The 15,001-nt window shown below is 61.1% G+C and carries 13 protein-coding genes; 6 read left to right on the forward strand and 7 right to left on the reverse strand.

The window, feature by feature from the left end; translation table 11 throughout:
- Positions 1–75 precede the first annotated feature (75 nt).
- The 3 genes from sake_RS02550 to sake_RS02560 are packed head-to-tail and all read left to right on the forward strand — an operon-like array spanning position 76 to position 3,946.
- Positions 76–1,239, forward strand: coding sequence for a thiamine pyrophosphate-dependent enzyme (locus tag sake_RS02550; protein WP_129358855.1), 1,164 nt, complete (start codon positions 76–78; stop codon positions 1,237–1,239).
- 2 nt (positions 1,240–1,241) lie between these two features.
- Positions 1,242–2,246, forward strand: a complete 1,005-nt coding sequence (locus tag sake_RS02555; protein ID WP_371811917.1) for an alpha-ketoacid dehydrogenase subunit beta — start codon at positions 1,242–1,244, stop codon at positions 2,244–2,246.
- Between the two features lie 26 nt (positions 2,247–2,272).
- The gene (locus tag sake_RS02560) at positions 2,273–3,946 is read left to right on the forward strand and encodes a dihydrolipoamide acetyltransferase family protein (RefSeq protein WP_129358857.1); all 1,674 of its coding nucleotides are present in this window, start codon (positions 2,273–2,275) and stop codon (positions 3,944–3,946) included.
- Between the two features lie 156 nt (positions 3,947–4,102).
- Here the strand turns inward: sake_RS02560 and sake_RS02565 are convergent, their stop codons facing one another.
- From sake_RS02565 to sake_RS02575, 3 genes are read right to left on the reverse strand one after another with little or no spacing between them, the layout of a single operon-like run.
- Positions 4,103–5,155 (reverse strand): hypothetical protein, encoded by a 1,053-nt coding sequence (locus tag sake_RS02565; RefSeq protein WP_178945399.1) that lies wholly within the window; start codon positions 5,153–5,155, stop codon positions 4,103–4,105.
- A complete protein-coding gene (locus sake_RS02570) occupies positions 5,152–5,883 on the reverse strand; it encodes a sugar O-acetyltransferase (RefSeq protein ID WP_178945400.1) in 732 nt (243 codons plus the stop codon). Before sake_RS02570 ends, sake_RS02565 begins: the two co-directional genes overlap by 4 nt.
- A 53-nt stretch (positions 5,884–5,936) precedes the next feature.
- Positions 5,937–6,080: a hypothetical protein gene (locus sake_RS02575; RefSeq protein WP_165000938.1), complete on the reverse strand. Its 144-nt coding sequence runs from the start codon at positions 6,078–6,080 to the stop codon at positions 5,937–5,939.
- Positions 6,081–6,128: 48 nt separating this feature from the next.
- Here sake_RS02575 and sake_RS02580 point away from each other — a divergent pair, with 48 nt between their 5' ends.
- Entirely contained in the window at positions 6,129–7,835 is a 1,707-nt protein-coding gene (locus sake_RS02580; RefSeq protein WP_178945401.1) for a long-chain-fatty-acid--CoA ligase, read from the forward strand.
- Between the two features lie 87 nt (positions 7,836–7,922).
- On the opposite strand, the gene sake_RS02585 is transcribed toward sake_RS02580, so the two are convergent.
- From sake_RS02585 to sake_RS02595, 3 genes are all read right to left on the reverse strand, one after another.
- Entirely contained in the window at positions 7,923–8,636 is a 714-nt protein-coding gene (locus sake_RS02585; protein WP_238147534.1) for a methionine ABC transporter permease, read from the reverse strand.
- Complete coding sequence (locus sake_RS02590; protein WP_371811918.1) at positions 8,633–9,691, reverse strand: methionine ABC transporter ATP-binding protein; 1,059 nt, start codon at positions 9,689–9,691, stop codon at positions 8,633–8,635. Before sake_RS02590 ends, sake_RS02585 begins: the two co-directional genes overlap by 4 nt.
- 127 nt (positions 9,692–9,818) lie before the next feature.
- Positions 9,819–10,706 carry a MetQ/NlpA family ABC transporter substrate-binding protein gene (locus sake_RS02595; protein ID WP_129358865.1) on the reverse strand — a complete coding sequence of 296 codons (888 nt, stop codon included), beginning with the start codon at positions 10,704–10,706 and terminating at the stop codon, positions 9,819–9,821.
- Positions 10,707–11,118: 412 nt separating this feature from the next.
- Between sake_RS02595 and sake_RS02600 the strand changes: the two genes are divergently transcribed.
- On the forward strand, positions 11,119–12,540 hold the full coding sequence (locus tag sake_RS02600) for an RbtT/DalT/CsbX family MFS transporter (RefSeq protein WP_129358867.1): 1,422 nt from the start codon (positions 11,119–11,121) through the stop codon (positions 12,538–12,540).
- Between the two features lie 242 nt (positions 12,541–12,782).
- Here sake_RS02600 and sake_RS02605 read toward each other — a convergent pair whose 3' ends face one another.
- Positions 12,783–13,730: a sugar-binding transcriptional regulator gene (locus sake_RS02605; RefSeq protein WP_129358869.1), complete on the reverse strand. Its 948-nt coding sequence runs from the start codon at positions 13,728–13,730 to the stop codon at positions 12,783–12,785.
- A gap of 143 nt (positions 13,731–13,873) precedes the next feature.
- On the opposite strand from sake_RS02605, the gene sake_RS02610 reads away from it, so the two are divergent.
- Complete coding sequence (locus tag sake_RS02610; protein ID WP_129358871.1) at positions 13,874–14,968, forward strand: zinc-binding dehydrogenase; 1,095 nt, start codon at positions 13,874–13,876, stop codon at positions 14,966–14,968.
- The last annotated feature ends 33 nt before the right edge of the window (positions 14,969–15,001 follow it).

The raw sequence follows: 15,001 nt of genomic DNA on the forward strand, positions 1-15,001 counted from the left end.
ATCCGCGGGACTTGCGCATAACGCGACCCGGCGGACCAGCCGGGCGCCGGACAACCTAGCCACATGGGAGGACTCATGGAAACCGCGGAAACCCCCCACCCCGGGGCGACCGAGGGCCGTCTGAACCGGGTGACCATTCTGGACGAGAACGGTCACCGCGGTTCGGATCCGGACTTTGATCCCTACATCGAGAACGTCACCCTCGAGGACCTCAAAGGGTCATATGCCAATATGCTGAAAGTTCGGCGCTTCGACGACGAAGCGACCTCCCTGCAACGGCAAGGCAAACTTGCACTGTGGGTTCCGTCCAAAGGTCAGGAAGCCGCGCAGATCGGTTCGGCACGCGCCATACCCGAGCGCGACTACATCTTCCCCTCCTACCGGGAGCATGCGCTGGCGTTTGAGCGCGGTGTCGATCTCAAAGACTTGATGAGGATCTTCCGCGGATACTCGCCCGGAGGATGGAACCCCAAGGAACACAACTTCAACTTGTACTCCTTCGTGTTGGCCTCTCAAATTCCGCATGCCGTGGGATATGCCATGGGACAGAAACTCGACCAGCACGTGAATAAGGAGGTTGCGCAGGGTTCCGAGGAGTCTTCGGCGACGGTCGTCTACTTCGGCGATGGTTCGTCGACCGAAGGGGAAGCCCACGAATCCATGGTCTTCGCCGCCTCCTACGACGCCCCTGTTCTGTTCTTCATCCAGAACAACAAATGGGCGATTTCGGTTCCCTTCTCCACGCAGTCTCGCCTGCCTTTGGCCGAGCGCGCCGCCGGATACGGATTCGAAGGAATCCGCGTGGACGGCAATGACATCCTCGGAGTCCAGGCCGTCACGGCCTATGCCATGGAAAAGATCCACCGCGGGGAAGGTCCGGTATTGATCGAGGCCGAAACGTACCGTCTCGGCGCCCACACCACGGCCGACGACCCGACCAAGTACCGGACTCGTGACGAAGAAGACGAGTGGACGACCAAGGACCCCCTCGTGCGCCTGGAAAAGCATCTTCGCCTGGAAGGCGTTGACGACGCGTTCTTCGAGGAAGCCAACGCGGAGGCCAAAGAATACGGTGCATCGATTCGCGAGGCGGTCCTCGCCATGGAGCCGCCGGAATTCGATCATGCTTTCGAGAACGTTTACGCCGAAGAGAATGCGCTCGTCGAACAAGAACGAGCCTGGTTCCACGAGTACGAAGCGGGGTTCGACGAAGCCGAAACCCAGGAAGGCGGCCGCTGACCATGAGCGACGTATCAGCACAGGCAAGTGCAGTGGAATCGATGCCCATGGCCAAAGCGCTCAACGCGGCGATGTCAGACGCCATGAACGAGGACCCCAAGGTCCTTTTGATGGGCGAAGACATTGGAACTTTGGGCGGAGTCTTCCGCGTGACTCAGGGGCTCAAAGACGAATTCGGAGCCGACCGCGTCATGGATACCCCGCTCGGCGAAGCGGGAATCGTGGGAACCGCCATAGGTCTGGCCATGAGGGGTTATCGTCCAATCTGCGAGATCCAGTTCGATGGATTCGTCTTTCCTTCCTTTAACCAGATCACCTCTCAGCTGTCCAAGATTCACGCGCGCTCCAGCGGAGCCATCAGTCTGCCCGTCGTGATCCGTATCCCGTACGGCGGGAATATCGGCTCGATCGAGCACCATTCCGAATCCCCGGAGGCTCTGTTCGCTCATACCGCCGGCCTCAGAGTGATGTCCCCGTCGAATGCCCAGGACGCTTACTCGATGCTTCGGGAAGCAATCGCCTCTCAGGACCCCGTGATCTTCTTGGAACCGAAGCGACGGTACTGGCTCAAGGGCGACGTCGAACGCGCTGCCCGGGTCCCCACGACTCAACGTGCACAAATAGTTCGCGAAGGTCGCGACCTGACGTTGGCCGCATACGGTCCGCTCGTGCCGGTCGCGCTCGCGGCCGCGGATGCGGCGCGCGAGGACGGACTCAGCATCGAGGTCGTTGACCTGCGTTCGATTTCGCCCTTGGACTTCGACTCCGTCGAGCGTTCGGTCAACAAAACAGGACGACTCGTCGTCACACACGAGGCCCCGACCTTCGGCGGCATGGGCGGGGAGCTGGCTTCGGTCATCGCGGAACGTTGCTTCTACAGTCTGGAAGCTCCTGTCCTCAGAGTCGGCGGATACCACATGCCTTACCCCGTGGCCAGCGTTGAAGAAGATTACCTCCCCAGCATCGACCGTTTGCTCGAGGCCATCGACCGTTCGCTGAATTACTAGTCAGCCCCGGAATTCAGGAGTTCACATTGTCTTCGATTTTTCATCTGCCGGACGTTGGGGAAGGCCTGACCGAGGCCGAGATCCTCTCGTGGAAGGTCCGGCCCGGAAGCTCGATCCATGTCAACGACGTGCTCGTCGAGATCGAAACCGCAAAATCCGTCGTCGAGCTCCCTTCCCCGTTCGCGGGCACGGTTGAACGCATCATCGCCGAAGAAGGCGCAACCGTCGAAGTAGGCGCCCCGTTGATCTCCGTTTCGGCCACCGCTTCCGCCGACGGAGGCTCTCCCGAAGGCGCTGCTGCGGAATCCGATACGATCGGCCCGCCCACGGTCAACGAACCGGATTCCCAGGTTCCTGTCGCGGAAAAGGAAGCCGATAGCTTCGCTGCGCAAGCGGCACCGACGGCTCAAGCAGACGCCTCAACCACAGGGGCGGACGCGACCGACGGCGAGAGCTCACGCTCGACGTCGGCATCCTCCGAAGACCAGACCGCCGCGCTCGTAGGTTCGGGCCCCAAAGCCGATCCGGTCAAGAGACGGGCGCGCAAACGCCCGATCGGGGGCGGGGCCACGCGTCAGGGCCGATTGGACCAGGTTGGCGCGGCGGGAGAAGGAAATGAGCCGTCGGAGACCCTCCTGACTCAGCTCCTGAACCGCGCGCCGATCCAGGGCGGAAATTTTGGCACGGGGATTGCTGAGCGAGCGAAGCGCCTGGCGGAAGAAGGTCGTGGGGCTCTCAAACGATTGCCGGGTCGAGCCGTTGACCAGCCGATGGAGCATGCCGCTGCGCACCGTACCGTCGGCACGGAGCCACCGCGGCGGCCGACCTTGGCCAAACCGCCTGTGCGAAAGGCCGCCAAGGATCTGGGCATTGACCTCGCCGACGTTCCCGCGACCGGTCCCCAGGGCCAAGTCACACAACGCGACCTGGTTAACTACGCGGCCCACGCTCAGGATGTTGAAAGCCACAAACCATCCAACTTCTGGGTCCAACGCGGTGGCCCCGAGGAACGCGTCGAACGCGTTCCCGTGAAGGGCGTCCGCAAAGCAACCGCGAAAGCCATGGTCAAATCCGCTTTCGAGGCTCCGCACGTTTCGATCTTCGTGGACGTGGACGCATCCCGGACCATGGAATTCGTCAAGCGTCTCAAAACCTCTCCCACTTTCGAGGGCGTGAAGGTCACACCGTTGTTGATCCTGGCCAAAGCCGTCATCTGGGCCACCGCCAGGAATCCGCAGGTCAACTCCCAATGGACGGATTCGGAGATCTTGATCAAGCGGTACATCAATTTGGGTATCGCCGCGGCAACACCGCGCGGGCTGATGGTGCCGAACATCAAGGACGCCCAGGACCTCTCTCTGCGTGAATTGGCTGTGGCCCTGAACGCACTGACCCAGAAAGCACGGGAAGGAAAGACACAACCGGGAGAGATGTCCGGGGGGACGATGACGATCACCAACATCGGGGCGCTCGGAATCGATACCGGAACTCCCATCATCAACCCGGGCGAGGCCGCGATCCTCGCCTTCGGAACGATCAAGCAGAAGCCTTGGGTCGTCGACGGTGAGGTCATCCCGCGTTGGGTCACCACATTGGGCGGGTCATTCGACCACCGCATCGTCGACGGCGACCTCTCGGCGCGGTTCATGGCCGACGTCGCCGCCGTGCTCGAAGAGCCCGCGCTGTTGCTGGACATGTAAGCGGCTGGTTTCACGGAGCGAGCCGCATGAAGACGCTCCCTCGTTGCTTCGTCGCCTTTCGGCATCGAAGCAACGAGGGAGCGTCTTCTGCGCTGGGTCCCGACTCGAGAGGGCGAGACGGTATAGCTCTTCAGCGACCCGTATCCGCCGCGAAGATCAGCGTCCCTCGAAGCCCCAACGGTCTACCGCGCGGTGGAAGCGTGTGCCCCACAGGCCACCCAGGATCGCCCCGATAAGACCCACGATGAGCGCGGAGACCGCCGCGGCGAGTCCCCACATGAAGTCCGAACCTCCGAGCGACTGAACCGAGCCGAGCGGCACGCTGTTTCCCATGCGATCCGCCAGAAACAGCGTCAACACAGTCGTCACTGCGGTTCCCATGAGCTGCCAGAGCCACACGGCCACGCCCTGTTTGACCCCGGAGAATCGTCCCGCGCGGCCTGCGGCGTATCCACCGGCAACATACGAGACGAAGAAGATCACACCGAAAACGGCGCCCCATACCGCCCCGTTCCCGGAACCCTGGACGAGATTCTGCATCGAGTCCCCTACGTGAGCGGGAACGCTGGTTCCGGCCGCACTAGGGGCAACAGCCCCGACGATCCACGTCAGGAAACCGATGAGCGTCATCGCGACGAGCCACCCCAAGAGACCCGGGAGGAGCTGGAGCCGGCCGTATTCAGCCTTTTGGCGTCGCACCACCATCGCCCGCAGGTCAGCGCCGGACGGCGCCTGTGTTTGGCCCGCATAGCCCCCCGGCTGACCGGGGCCTCCGGGCGGAACCGCCGTCTGCCGGGCTTGCGAGGAGCCTGATCCGGGGTACTCCGTTGGGGTGAACTCCCGCGGACCGGATTGAGGCACGGAGGCTTGATCGTCGTATTCGAGGCCGGAGCTCCTCTGCGCGGTCGGCGACGTCGATGCCTCACCGTACGACGGGAGCGGTCGGGTGACATTCGGGTCCTCAGCGGCCGAGGAGCCCCATGATCCGTGATCCAGGATCTGTGTTCGCTGATCGTCGGTCGATAGGACCTCCGTCCGACCGCCGTCGAGTACCTCGGTACGGTCCTCGTCGATTTGCTGGCTCCGCTGGTCGGAGAGCACCTCCGTGGGATCGCCGTCCAAGGGGATCGTACGGTTCGGGTCGTTCACATCGGCATCGGATTCGCCGCCCCGACCCTCGTCCCACGGTCCTTCGTTCCGGTTCCTCATACGAGTTCCTCTCCTGTTGTCGTTCGTGTGTCTCCAGGGCCATGCGATTCCGCGGCGACTTGTTCCCTGTACGCGCGTGGAAAATTCTCGACGGCGTACTGTCCCGAACGCTCTTCGGGGTCTACGGTCTTGATGACTCGCGCGGGCGATCCGACGGCCACGGAATACGGCGGAATGTCCTGTGTGACCACCGAACCCGCTCCCACCACCGAATCATGGCCCACGGTGACGCCAGCCAGGATGATTGCGCCGCCACCCAGCCAGACGTTGTCCTCGATCGTGATGGGCAGCCCGCCTTCCCACCCCCTCCTGCGGTCCACCGGGTTCAACGGATGTGTTGGGCACAGCAATTGGACGTTCGGGCCGATCTGCACGTCGTCGCCGATCCTGACCTCGCACACGTCCAGGACCGTGAGCCCGAAATTCGCGAAGAGCCGATCGCCGATGTGGATGTTGTACCCGTAATCGACCTGAAGCGGCGCTCGGATACGAACATCTCGGCCCATGCTTCCCAGCAGTTCGCCCAAGAGGGTGAGGGCGGCCGGATCCTCTTCCAGATCAAGCCGGTGATAGCGCTCCGTCATTCTCGCCGCTTCGGCGGACGTGCGATGTGTCAGGTCGGCAGAGTTATTGGTCTCGTTTGCCGTAGTCTCGCCCCGGTACGGGAGTCCGGCCTGCATGCGCTCGCGCATGGTCATGTCATCGTGACTTGTCTGAGGTGTGGTCATTCGACGGAACCTTTCCGTGACCGCTTCCATGCGGCCAGATGGGAAGAGCAAATTCAGGAGAACAGGGCGGCCAGTCCGATGATGAACAATCCGACCAGGATCGCGATGCCGACCCCGATCAGCATTCTTTTGTTGATTTCCCTCATGACTGTTCGGACTTCGTCTTTTGTCCATTGCGTATTGCGGCGTGCACTCATGGTGGACAGTATTCCAGGTGCAGAGGCCCTCATGGCAGAATCTCATATATGCCAGAACCCCAGACAGACGCCTCAGGGCCCCTGACGAATCGACGACCGTGGTTCAAGAATTACAATCCTGACACCGCAACCGAGCTTGATCTCCCGGAGACCTCACTGGTCCACGTGATGGAGAGATCCGTGCGAGCGGCAGGATCCAAAACTGCCCTGGAGTTCTTCGGCGCGGCGACCAGTTACGCAACCCTCGGGGACCAGGTCAACAGGGTTGCGGAGGGGCTGCGTCTCCTGGGCGTCCAACCCGGGGATCGTGTCGCCGTAATTCTGCCGAACTGCCCGCAGCACGTCGTCGCGTTCTACGCGATTCTGAGGGTGGGCGGAGTAGTGGTCGAGCACAATCCGCTGTACACCGAAGGCGAACTGAGGCATCAATTCGAGGACCACGGCGCCAAGATCGCTTTCGTGTGGGACAAGATCGCGGACAAAGTCACGCATCAGCCTGCGGACGTCCGCCCTCGAGAGATTGTTTCGGTCAACCTGGTTGAGGCGATGCCGACGCACATGCGGCTGGCCCTCAAATTGCCGTTCAAAAAGGCCAAGGACTCCCGCGAAAAGCTCGAGGGGCCGGCCCCCGACACTACCCCGTGGCGCAAGATGCTCAAGAACGAGCCGATCGCAGAAGACCATCATCGGCCGACCGCCCATGACACGGCTCTTCTGCTCTACACGTCAGGAACCTCGGGGGATCCCAAGGGCGTCATGCTGACGCACCGGAATCTGGAGTCGAATGCGCAAATGGGGCAAGAATGGATCGGACTGGACGACGAGGAAGTCATCTATGCTCTGTTGCCGCTGTTCCACGCCTACGGAATGACTCTCGGGCTGGGGGTCGCCGTCGCAGTCCAGGCCAAGCTCGTTCTGTTCCCCACCGTGGACCTCGACCTCGTCTTCGGTGCGATGAAGAAGTCCAAACCGACTATTCTCCCCGCAGTGCCACCCGTCTACCAGCGGATGCTGGACATGGCCAATGAACGGGGCACTGACCTCTCCGGTATCCGGTATTCCGTTTCCGGTGCGATGAACCTGCCGTCGCAGCTCGTGGCCGATTGGGAAGCCAAAACCGGAGGTTATTTGGTCGAAGGGTACGGACTGACCGAATGCGCGCCGTTGGTCGCCTGCAACCCGTTGAACGAATCGCGCAGAGCGGGGTCCATCGGGACGCCCTTCCCCTCAACCGATATCCGTATTGTCGACCCCGAAACGCTCCAGGACGTCGAGGACGGGCGAGCCGGCGAGTTGTGGGTCAAAGGCCCCCAGGTGTTCCGCGGATATTGGAAGAACGAAGAAGCAACGAGGCAGACCGTGACCGCGGACGGCTGGCTGCGCACCGGAGACGTGGTGACCATGGATGCCGACGGATTCCTCTTCGTCGTCGACAGGCTCAAAGAAGTCATCATCACCGGGGGATTCAACGTATCTCCTTCCGAGGTCGAGACCGCTTTGAAGACATTCGATACGGTCAAGGACGCTGCGGTCGTAGGAATTCCCGCCGAGGGAGGAGGGGAAGAAGTGGTGGCGGCCGTCATCATGGCTGCCGGCCACGCCCTCGATGCCGAAGCTCTGCGTCAGCACTGCTACACCAAAGTCACCCGGTACAAGGTCCCTCGCCGCATCGTCGAATTGGAGGATTTCCCCCGCTCGATGCTCGGCAAAACGCTGCGCCGTGAGGTCAAAAAAGAGGTTATGGAGAAGCTGTAGGCTCCGGCCCGTCAGCAACTACGGCGACGCCCGCCGTGCTTTCTCGAGAAGGCACGGCGGGCGTCGTCGTAAGGGAACCGAAACGGACTATCGCCGCATAATCTTGCGGGCGAGCCAGTTTCCGAAAAGCTGAACGAACTGGACCATCACGATGATGATCAGCACGGAAGCCATGGTGATATCCCAGTTGAAACGCTGGTAGCCCTTGGACAGTGCGTAATCGCCCAGGCCGCCGGCGCCGATGTAACCCGCCATTGCGGACATGTCGACGACACCGATGAGCAGGAACGTGTAACCGAGAACGAGCGGGCCGAGAGCCTCGGGAAGGATGACCGAGAACATGATGCGAGCCTTTGAGGCACCCATGGCCCGGGCTGCTTCGATCACTCCCGGGTCGATCGACACCAAGTTCTGCTCCACGATCCGCGCGACGGCGAAGATCGCGGCGACGACCATGCCGAATACGGCGGCCTTCATCTCGATCGTGGTGCCGATGGTCGCGAGCATCACTGGCCCCAGGGCAACGAGAAGGATGATGAAAGGAATGGGGCGAACGAAGTTCACCACGAGGTTGAGGACCCAATTCAGGGGCCTGTTCTGCAAGATATTCCCGCGACGGGTCGTGTACAGCAGCAAACCGATCAGGAACCCTCCGATGCCCGCGATCACCATGGTGATCGCGACCATTTGGATGGTTTCCAAGGTCGCCTGCACCAGATCAGGGCGGACCTCGCTCCAGTCGGTCTTGGGCTTTGCCTCGATGGTGGCGGCGATGAGGGAGTGGGGATTCAGCGACATCATGCGCGCACCTCCTGGACGAGTGTAACGAGTTTCAGCTGTTCAACGGCGGCATCGACCGCGGAGACCTCGCCCAGCAGCTCAAGGGTGAGCTTTCCGTAGGTGCGTCCCTGGAGGGTTTCCAGGCCGCCCTCGACGATGTTGAAGCGCACGTTGCGATCACCGAGCCGTGAGAGGACATCTCCCAATTCGGTCTGGTCCGTGACCTCGACGCTGACGAGGAAGCCACGGTGGCGCTCCATCAACTCGCTGGCTCGGTCGCCGGAAGGGGTCGGTTTGACGGTCGTGGACACGAACCTCCGAGCGGGCGCGGTCTGAGGATTCGAAAAGACGTCGTAGACATTGCCTTCTTCCACGACCTTGCCCTTCTCCATCACGGCCACTCGGTCCGCGATCGAGGCGACGACGTCCATTTCGTGGGTGATCACGACGACGGTGATCCCCAGATCTTCGTTGACTTTCTTCAGAAGTCCGAGAACTTCCTCCGTGGTTTCAGGATCCAGCGCGGAAGTGGATTCGTCGGCGAGGAGAAGAGAGGGCTCGGTCGCGAGGGCGCGGGCAATGCCGACGCGCTGTTTCTGACCACCCGACAGCTGATCGGGGTAGCTTTTGGCCTTCTCACCCAGCCCCACGAACTCCAGGAGCTCCTCGACCCGCTTCTTGCGGCGGTCACCCGACCAGCCCGCTACTTTGAGCGGGAAATCGACGTTACCGGAAACGGTCTTTGAGTTCATGAGGTTGAACTGCTGGAAGATCATGCCGATATTGGTTCGGGCCTTGCGCAGGTCGGCCTCCTTGGCCCCTGAGATTGTCGTATTCTCCACCGTCAAGGTTCCCGATGTGGTGGCTTCCAGGCCGTTGATCAGGCGGACCAATGTGGACTTTCCGGCACCTGAATAGCCGATGATCGCGTAGATCTGTCCACGCTTGATCGTGAGCGAGACGTCGTCCACGGCTCTGACGGGGTTCTTCCCGGTTTTGAATACCTTGGAGACGTGATCGAGGACCACCATGTCCGAAGAGTGCGCCTCGGACACGGGACTCGTGTGCTCGGTCATGTGCATTCCCTTGCTTGTCGACTGTTGAGGGGTTCGATCGTTTCACACCGTGAGAGCGGACGACGCCGGCCGGCAGCTGAGCTGTCGGGCCGGCGTCGATCACCGAGACGAGTGGTGAAACTCTGGTTTACTTCTTTTCTTTGTTCTCGTCCTCGAGTTTCTTCTGGACATCGCGCAACTTGTTGACGTCGGTGTCCACCACGACGGCGGTGTTCTTGGACGATTTCTGCTGGGCGTCCTGAACGGGCTTGCTGTGGTAGATGTCCACGATCTTCTTGTACGTCTCGTTGTCCTCCTGCCCCTTCTGTGCGACGAACAGGTTGACGTACGGGAGGGCCGAATCCTGGGATGCGTCGTCCTGGAAGAGGGCATTCTTGGGATCGAGGTCTGCATCATCGAGGAAGTCGTTGTTGACCACGGAACCATCCACCGAGGACATCGAGGTCACGGTCTGGTTCGCTTCGACCGAGGTCACGGTCACCTTGGAGTTGTCCTTGTCGATGTCGTTTTCGGTCGGCTGGAGAGTATCGCTCTTGAGCTTCAGAAGATTTGCCGACTTCAGGACGTTGATCGCGCGAGCCTGATTGACCGCGTCGTTCGGGATTGCGATCTTTCCGCCCTCCGGGATCTCGTCGAGGGACTTGTGGTTCTTCGAGTAGAGGCCCATCGGGAAGATCGCGGTGGGCCCGACGATCTGAAGATCGTCGTCGTTGTCCACGTTGTAATTGGCCAAGTAGGAGATGTGCTGGAACCAGTTCAGGTCAACCTGACCCTGCGTCAACTGCGGGTTGGCCTCGGTGTAGTTGTCGAGCTCTTTGTACTCGATGTCGATGTCCTGCTTGGCAGCCTCTTCCTTGAGGGCGGTATTGACTTCCATTTCCTTGGCGATGGCGACCTTCACGACCGTCTTGCCGTCTTTGGTTTCGGGGCCGCTGGGGGTGTCGTTGCCCCCGCATGCGGCGAGCCCAAGGGTTAAGGGAACAATCGCCAGGAGGGCGCCAAGTTTTTTCTTCACGGCTATGAATCTCTCTACTCGGTGCGGTGAGTTTTTGGGGTCGACGGAATGGCCCGGAGCCTCCGCGTCAGCCCCATTACAACACGCGCTCGGACCCTGAACTGAAGCGACGGAGATGTGTAGTCACACCTTTCACGGGGCGTCATAATTCGAAATATTGACGGAAGGCGGGGGCTGCGCCGTTGCCAAGGGCGCGCATTTTCCAGCCGGGAGGTCAGGTCGGTCTTCTCCCAGGACGCTATCCGCGTGCACATTTGTTCAGAACGGTTGTGCGAAGTGGCGATCCGCGCCTAAGCTAACCGCATGCCTGTGGGACGCCTCACGTTCTTTACCATCACCGGATGACGGCGAGGTCCCGTAGGCGGAGTTTGTCAACGGGGACGGACGTCGAGCCCCCAAGAAGGAGCACCTTATGTCTTCCACCGCAGATCCTTCGGTACCTCTCAAGGTCGAAGGGCATTACCTCGACCGTATCGGCATACCTTCGGTTCTCAAGTGGGGCTTCCTCGGAGTCCTGCTGTTCATGACCGGCCTCGGTGTCGAGTCGAATATTTTGACCCCGCACCTCGTGGAGGTTCTGCACAGCCCTGAGAGTGCTGTCGCCGGGATTATCGCCTCGTATTCCTTGGCCGTGGCGGTGGGCAGCTACCTTTCCGGCGCTCTTTCCGACCTCATTGGGCCGAAGAGGGTTATGCTCATCGGCTTCCTCGTGTGGGCCGTCTTCCAGATCGGATTCCTTCTGGCCATGGCCAGCGGGATCTTCTGGCTGGTTGCGGTCACCTATTTCTTCCGCGGATTCGGCATGCCATTGTTCACCTTCTCCTTCTTGGTGTGGGTCAACATCACCGCGTTGAAGTCCAAGGCCGGTACCGCCATTGGCTGGTTCTACGTGATGTTCACCGGTGGTCTGCCGACCCTCGGCTCGTTGGTCGCCATCGGCGCCATCCCAACCTTTGGCGGTGGCGTGGTCGGCGAGTCCGGAGCGATCATTTTCTCCTGCGTTCTCAACATCGTCGGCTTCCTGCTCGTGTGGTTCGGATGCCATGACGAGAAGGGAAAACGCCGTATTGCCCCCGAGGGTGAGACCGCTTCGCAGGTGATCCTCTCGGGCCTTCGCCTGACTTTCACCAACAGCAAGGTCCTTCAAGGCTTCCTGGTTCGTTTGATCAACACCGCACCCGAGTTCGGCATGTTCATCATCATGCCCGCGGTGATCAGTACGACATTGGGCTGGGGGCAGTCTCGCTGGCTCGCGATGACGGTGTGCGTCTACGCAGGAAACATTCTGTTCAATGCGTTCTTCGGTAACTTGGGCGACCGCCTCGGCTGGGTCACAACGGTCCGTTGGTTCGGCGTCTTCGCCTCCGCGGTTTCGTTGCTCGCGTGGTGGTACGTGCCCCACATGGTGCCCGCAGGGTCCAACTGGGGATACATTCTCGCCGTGATCGCCGGTATCTGCTATGGCATATTCCTGGCGGGCTTCGTGCCGATGGGGGCCATCATGCCGGCCAACGCCCCTGATCACCGCGGCGCCGCTATGGCCATGTATACCACCGCCGCGGGCGGCGCCACCTTCTTGGGGACCGCCGTGGTCGCCATCGTCCTGAACATCACCGGTGCAATGGGCATGAGCAGTTTTGCCCAGAATTCCACCGTGATTTGGGCATTCGTGGCTTTGTACGCCTGCGCCTTCATCATGGTCGGCCATTTGCGCACCGAGCAGGACGATCCGGAGCATCGCCGCAAGATCAAGGAGGCCGATACCCAGGCCCTCGCGATCCAGGAGGCTAACGAAAACAACGTGACAATCCAGCAACCGGACAGCCGCGACTAGACGGTTCGAGGATACGACGCCCATGTGTTGCCCAGATCGGTGGCACATGGGCGTCGATCGTTTAAGGGTTTTTCTCCCGGGGCCCTCAGCCTTCGGGGACCGTTTCAGGGAGAATCCAACGGTTCAGCACCGGCTCGAAGACCCTTCAATGAATAGGTCTGTTCCTCGGCTTCATGAGGCTTCGGCGACGAAGCTCATTGCTTTGGGGCTTGGCTAGGTCGACCCGGGCGGTGCCTCCCGTTTTAAGTGCGCAGCGCGCGCAGGATATGCGTCGCCGTGGCTTCGTCCGTGACCAGCCGGCGGAAGTATTTCATGGACGCCGCGGTCACGATGGACCAGCACTTTTCCTCGCCCACGGCCACTGCGGTCGAGAAAGGGATGGCGGCAAGGTCCTTTGTGGGAATGCGGACGGTCCGCTCGGAGCCAGGGAAGGTAAGCTCTCGGCCCTCCCTGTTGAAAAAGTGCAGGCAGACGTCGCCGATCGAATCGGGCAAGCTGTCCTTCGGGATCGCGGAAGACAGCGAGGTTCGGCCCGTCGTCGGAGAGCCGATGCCGACGAGCGCTCCTTTCGCGGAGCTCCAGAGCCGACGAACCTCCGCGAAGGATTCATCCTTTTGCAGGGCTTGGTAAATGCTTTTGGACGGGATTGCGCTCGCGAAGAGGGGGGAATGTGTGCTTCCCGTGCTCTGCGCGAGCATGCGAACGATCTCGTTGGTCTGGTGCCAGGCCTCCGGTTCGGAGACACCGCCGACGGAAGGGACCAACTTGACCCCATCGAGGCGTGAAAGCCGCATTTGGGCTATGCCGTAGAGCGCCATTCCGGACGAGATGACGAGCGCGTCGCCCGGTGCGAGGTGCATGGCGTCGAGCGCCCGTTGCACCGGCGGGAGCATTCCCTGGCCCATGGTCGAGGGCTGCATGCCTCGGGCGAGGTAAACCTCTTCGAGATGCAGGGCGGAGCGGAGCCTCTCGGCCAGGTCGGAGCGACCCTCGGCGTCCGGATGGACTATCCGGATCTGCACCATGCCGATGGTCCGGGCGTGCGTCAGCATGCGACTGACGGTTGGCCGCGAGACCTTGAAAGCCTCCGCGATGGCGGATTGGCCTTTTTCTTCCTCGTAGTACATGCGCGCAACCGCGTAGAGGCGATCGACGTCGTACAGGTCCCTGAGGTTCTTCTTGTCATCCATGAAGTACTCGCTCGTAGTGCTATAGGTTTCGCTACATCGTAACCCCGATCACTCACGATGTGAACATATGTGCTTGACATATGTGCTCGGGTCTTCAAGAATGTGTGGTGCGTGACATACGCGTGCGACACAAAGGAGTGACCATGAGCACCACCGCTCTACCGACCGAGATGCGAGCAGTCGTTTGCAATAAGCCCGAGGACTACACCCTGGAGACCCGACCGGTACCGCAACTCGGTACCGATGACTTGATCATCAAGGTCGAGGCGGTGGGAGTGTGCGCCTCCGATCTGAAGTGCTATCACGGGGCCGTGAAGTTCTGGGGCGACGAGAACCGTCCGCAGTGGGCCCAGGAAGACATCATCCCCGGTCACGAGATCACCGGAACCGTGGTCTCAGGAACGGACCAGGCTTTCAACTACCACGGAGTCCACGAAGGCGACCGGATTGTCGTCGAGCAGATCGTTCCGTGCGAGGAATGCCGCTTCTGCCTCCGTGGCGAGTACTGGATGTGCGGACCGCATGACATGTTCGGTTTCCGCAACTTCAATGGTGGAATGGCCGAGTACATGCTCGTTCCCAAACGCGCACGGGTTCACAAGATTTCCAGAGACGTGAAGCCTCAGCACGCCGCATTCGCCGAGCCTCTTGCTTGCTCGCTCCACGCAGTCGAGCGCGCGAACATCAAGTTCGAGGACGTCGTCGTGGTCGCCGGCGCAGGCCCCATCGGATTGGGCGCGATCATGGGCGTCCGCGAGAAGAATCCTCTCAAGATCATTTCCCTGGACATGGACGACGCCAAGCTCGCGCTCGCGAAGAAGTGCGGCGCGGACATGACCATCAACATCGCCAACGAGGACGCGGTTGCAAAGATCAAGGAGATGACCGACGGATACGGTGCCGATGTCTACATCGAGTGCACGGGTCATCCATCAGCTGTCGGGCAGGGTCTCAACCTCCTCCGCAAGCTCGGAACTTACGTCGAGTACTCGGTCTTCGGCCAGGATGTGTCCGTGGATTGGTCCATCATTTCGGATGACAAAGAGCTCAGCGTTCTGGGCGCCCACCTCGGGCCGTACACGTGGCCGAAGGCCATCAGCCTCATCGAGTCCGGCAAATTGCCGCTCGATGAAGTCTGCACGCACCAGTTCCCGTTGGAGAAGTTCCAGGAGGCCCTGGACAGCGTCGCCGATTCGGCAGGCTCGTCCATCAAGGTCTCGATCCTTCCCCAGCCGTAATCAGCCCTAATGCGGGCCGGAGCATTCCGGCCC

The organism is Kocuria sp. TGY1127_2 (assembly GCF_013394385.1).
Classification (GTDB): domain Bacteria; phylum Actinomycetota; class Actinomycetes; order Actinomycetales; family Micrococcaceae; genus Rothia.

Excerpts from the sequence above, each read along its gene's own strand:
- sake_RS02550 (WP_129358855.1), top strand. The coding sequence starts at position 76 with ATGGAAACCGCGGAAACCCCCCACCCCGGGGCGACCGAGGGCCGTCTG.
- sake_RS02555 (WP_371811917.1), top strand. The coding sequence starts at position 1,242 with ATGAGCGACGTATCAGCACAGGCAAGTGCAGTGGAATCGATGCCCATG.
- sake_RS02565 (WP_178945399.1), bottom strand. The coding sequence starts at position 5,155 with ATGAGGAACCGGAACGAAGGACCGTGGGACGAGGGTCGGGGCGGCGAA.
- sake_RS02570 (WP_178945400.1), bottom strand. The coding sequence starts at position 5,883 with ATGACCACACCTCAGACAAGTCACGATGACATGACCATGCGCGAGCGC.
- sake_RS02575 (WP_165000938.1), bottom strand. The coding sequence starts at position 6,080 with ATGAGTGCACGCCGCAATACGCAATGGACAAAAGACGAAGTCCGAACA.
- sake_RS02580 (WP_178945401.1), top strand. The coding sequence starts at position 6,129 with ATGCCAGAACCCCAGACAGACGCCTCAGGGCCCCTGACGAATCGACGA.
- sake_RS02585 (WP_238147534.1), bottom strand. The coding sequence starts at position 8,636 with ATGATGTCGCTGAATCCCCACTCCCTCATCGCCGCCACCATCGAGGCA.
- sake_RS02590 (WP_371811918.1), bottom strand. The coding sequence starts at position 9,691 with ATGACCGAGCACACGAGTCCCGTGTCCGAGGCGCACTCTTCGGACATG.
- sake_RS02600 (WP_129358867.1), top strand. The coding sequence starts at position 11,119 with ATGTCTTCCACCGCAGATCCTTCGGTACCTCTCAAGGTCGAAGGGCAT.
- sake_RS02605 (WP_129358869.1), bottom strand. The coding sequence starts at position 13,730 with ATGGATGACAAGAAGAACCTCAGGGACCTGTACGACGTCGATCGCCTC.
- sake_RS02610 (WP_129358871.1), top strand. The coding sequence starts at position 13,874 with ATGAGCACCACCGCTCTACCGACCGAGATGCGAGCAGTCGTTTGCAAT.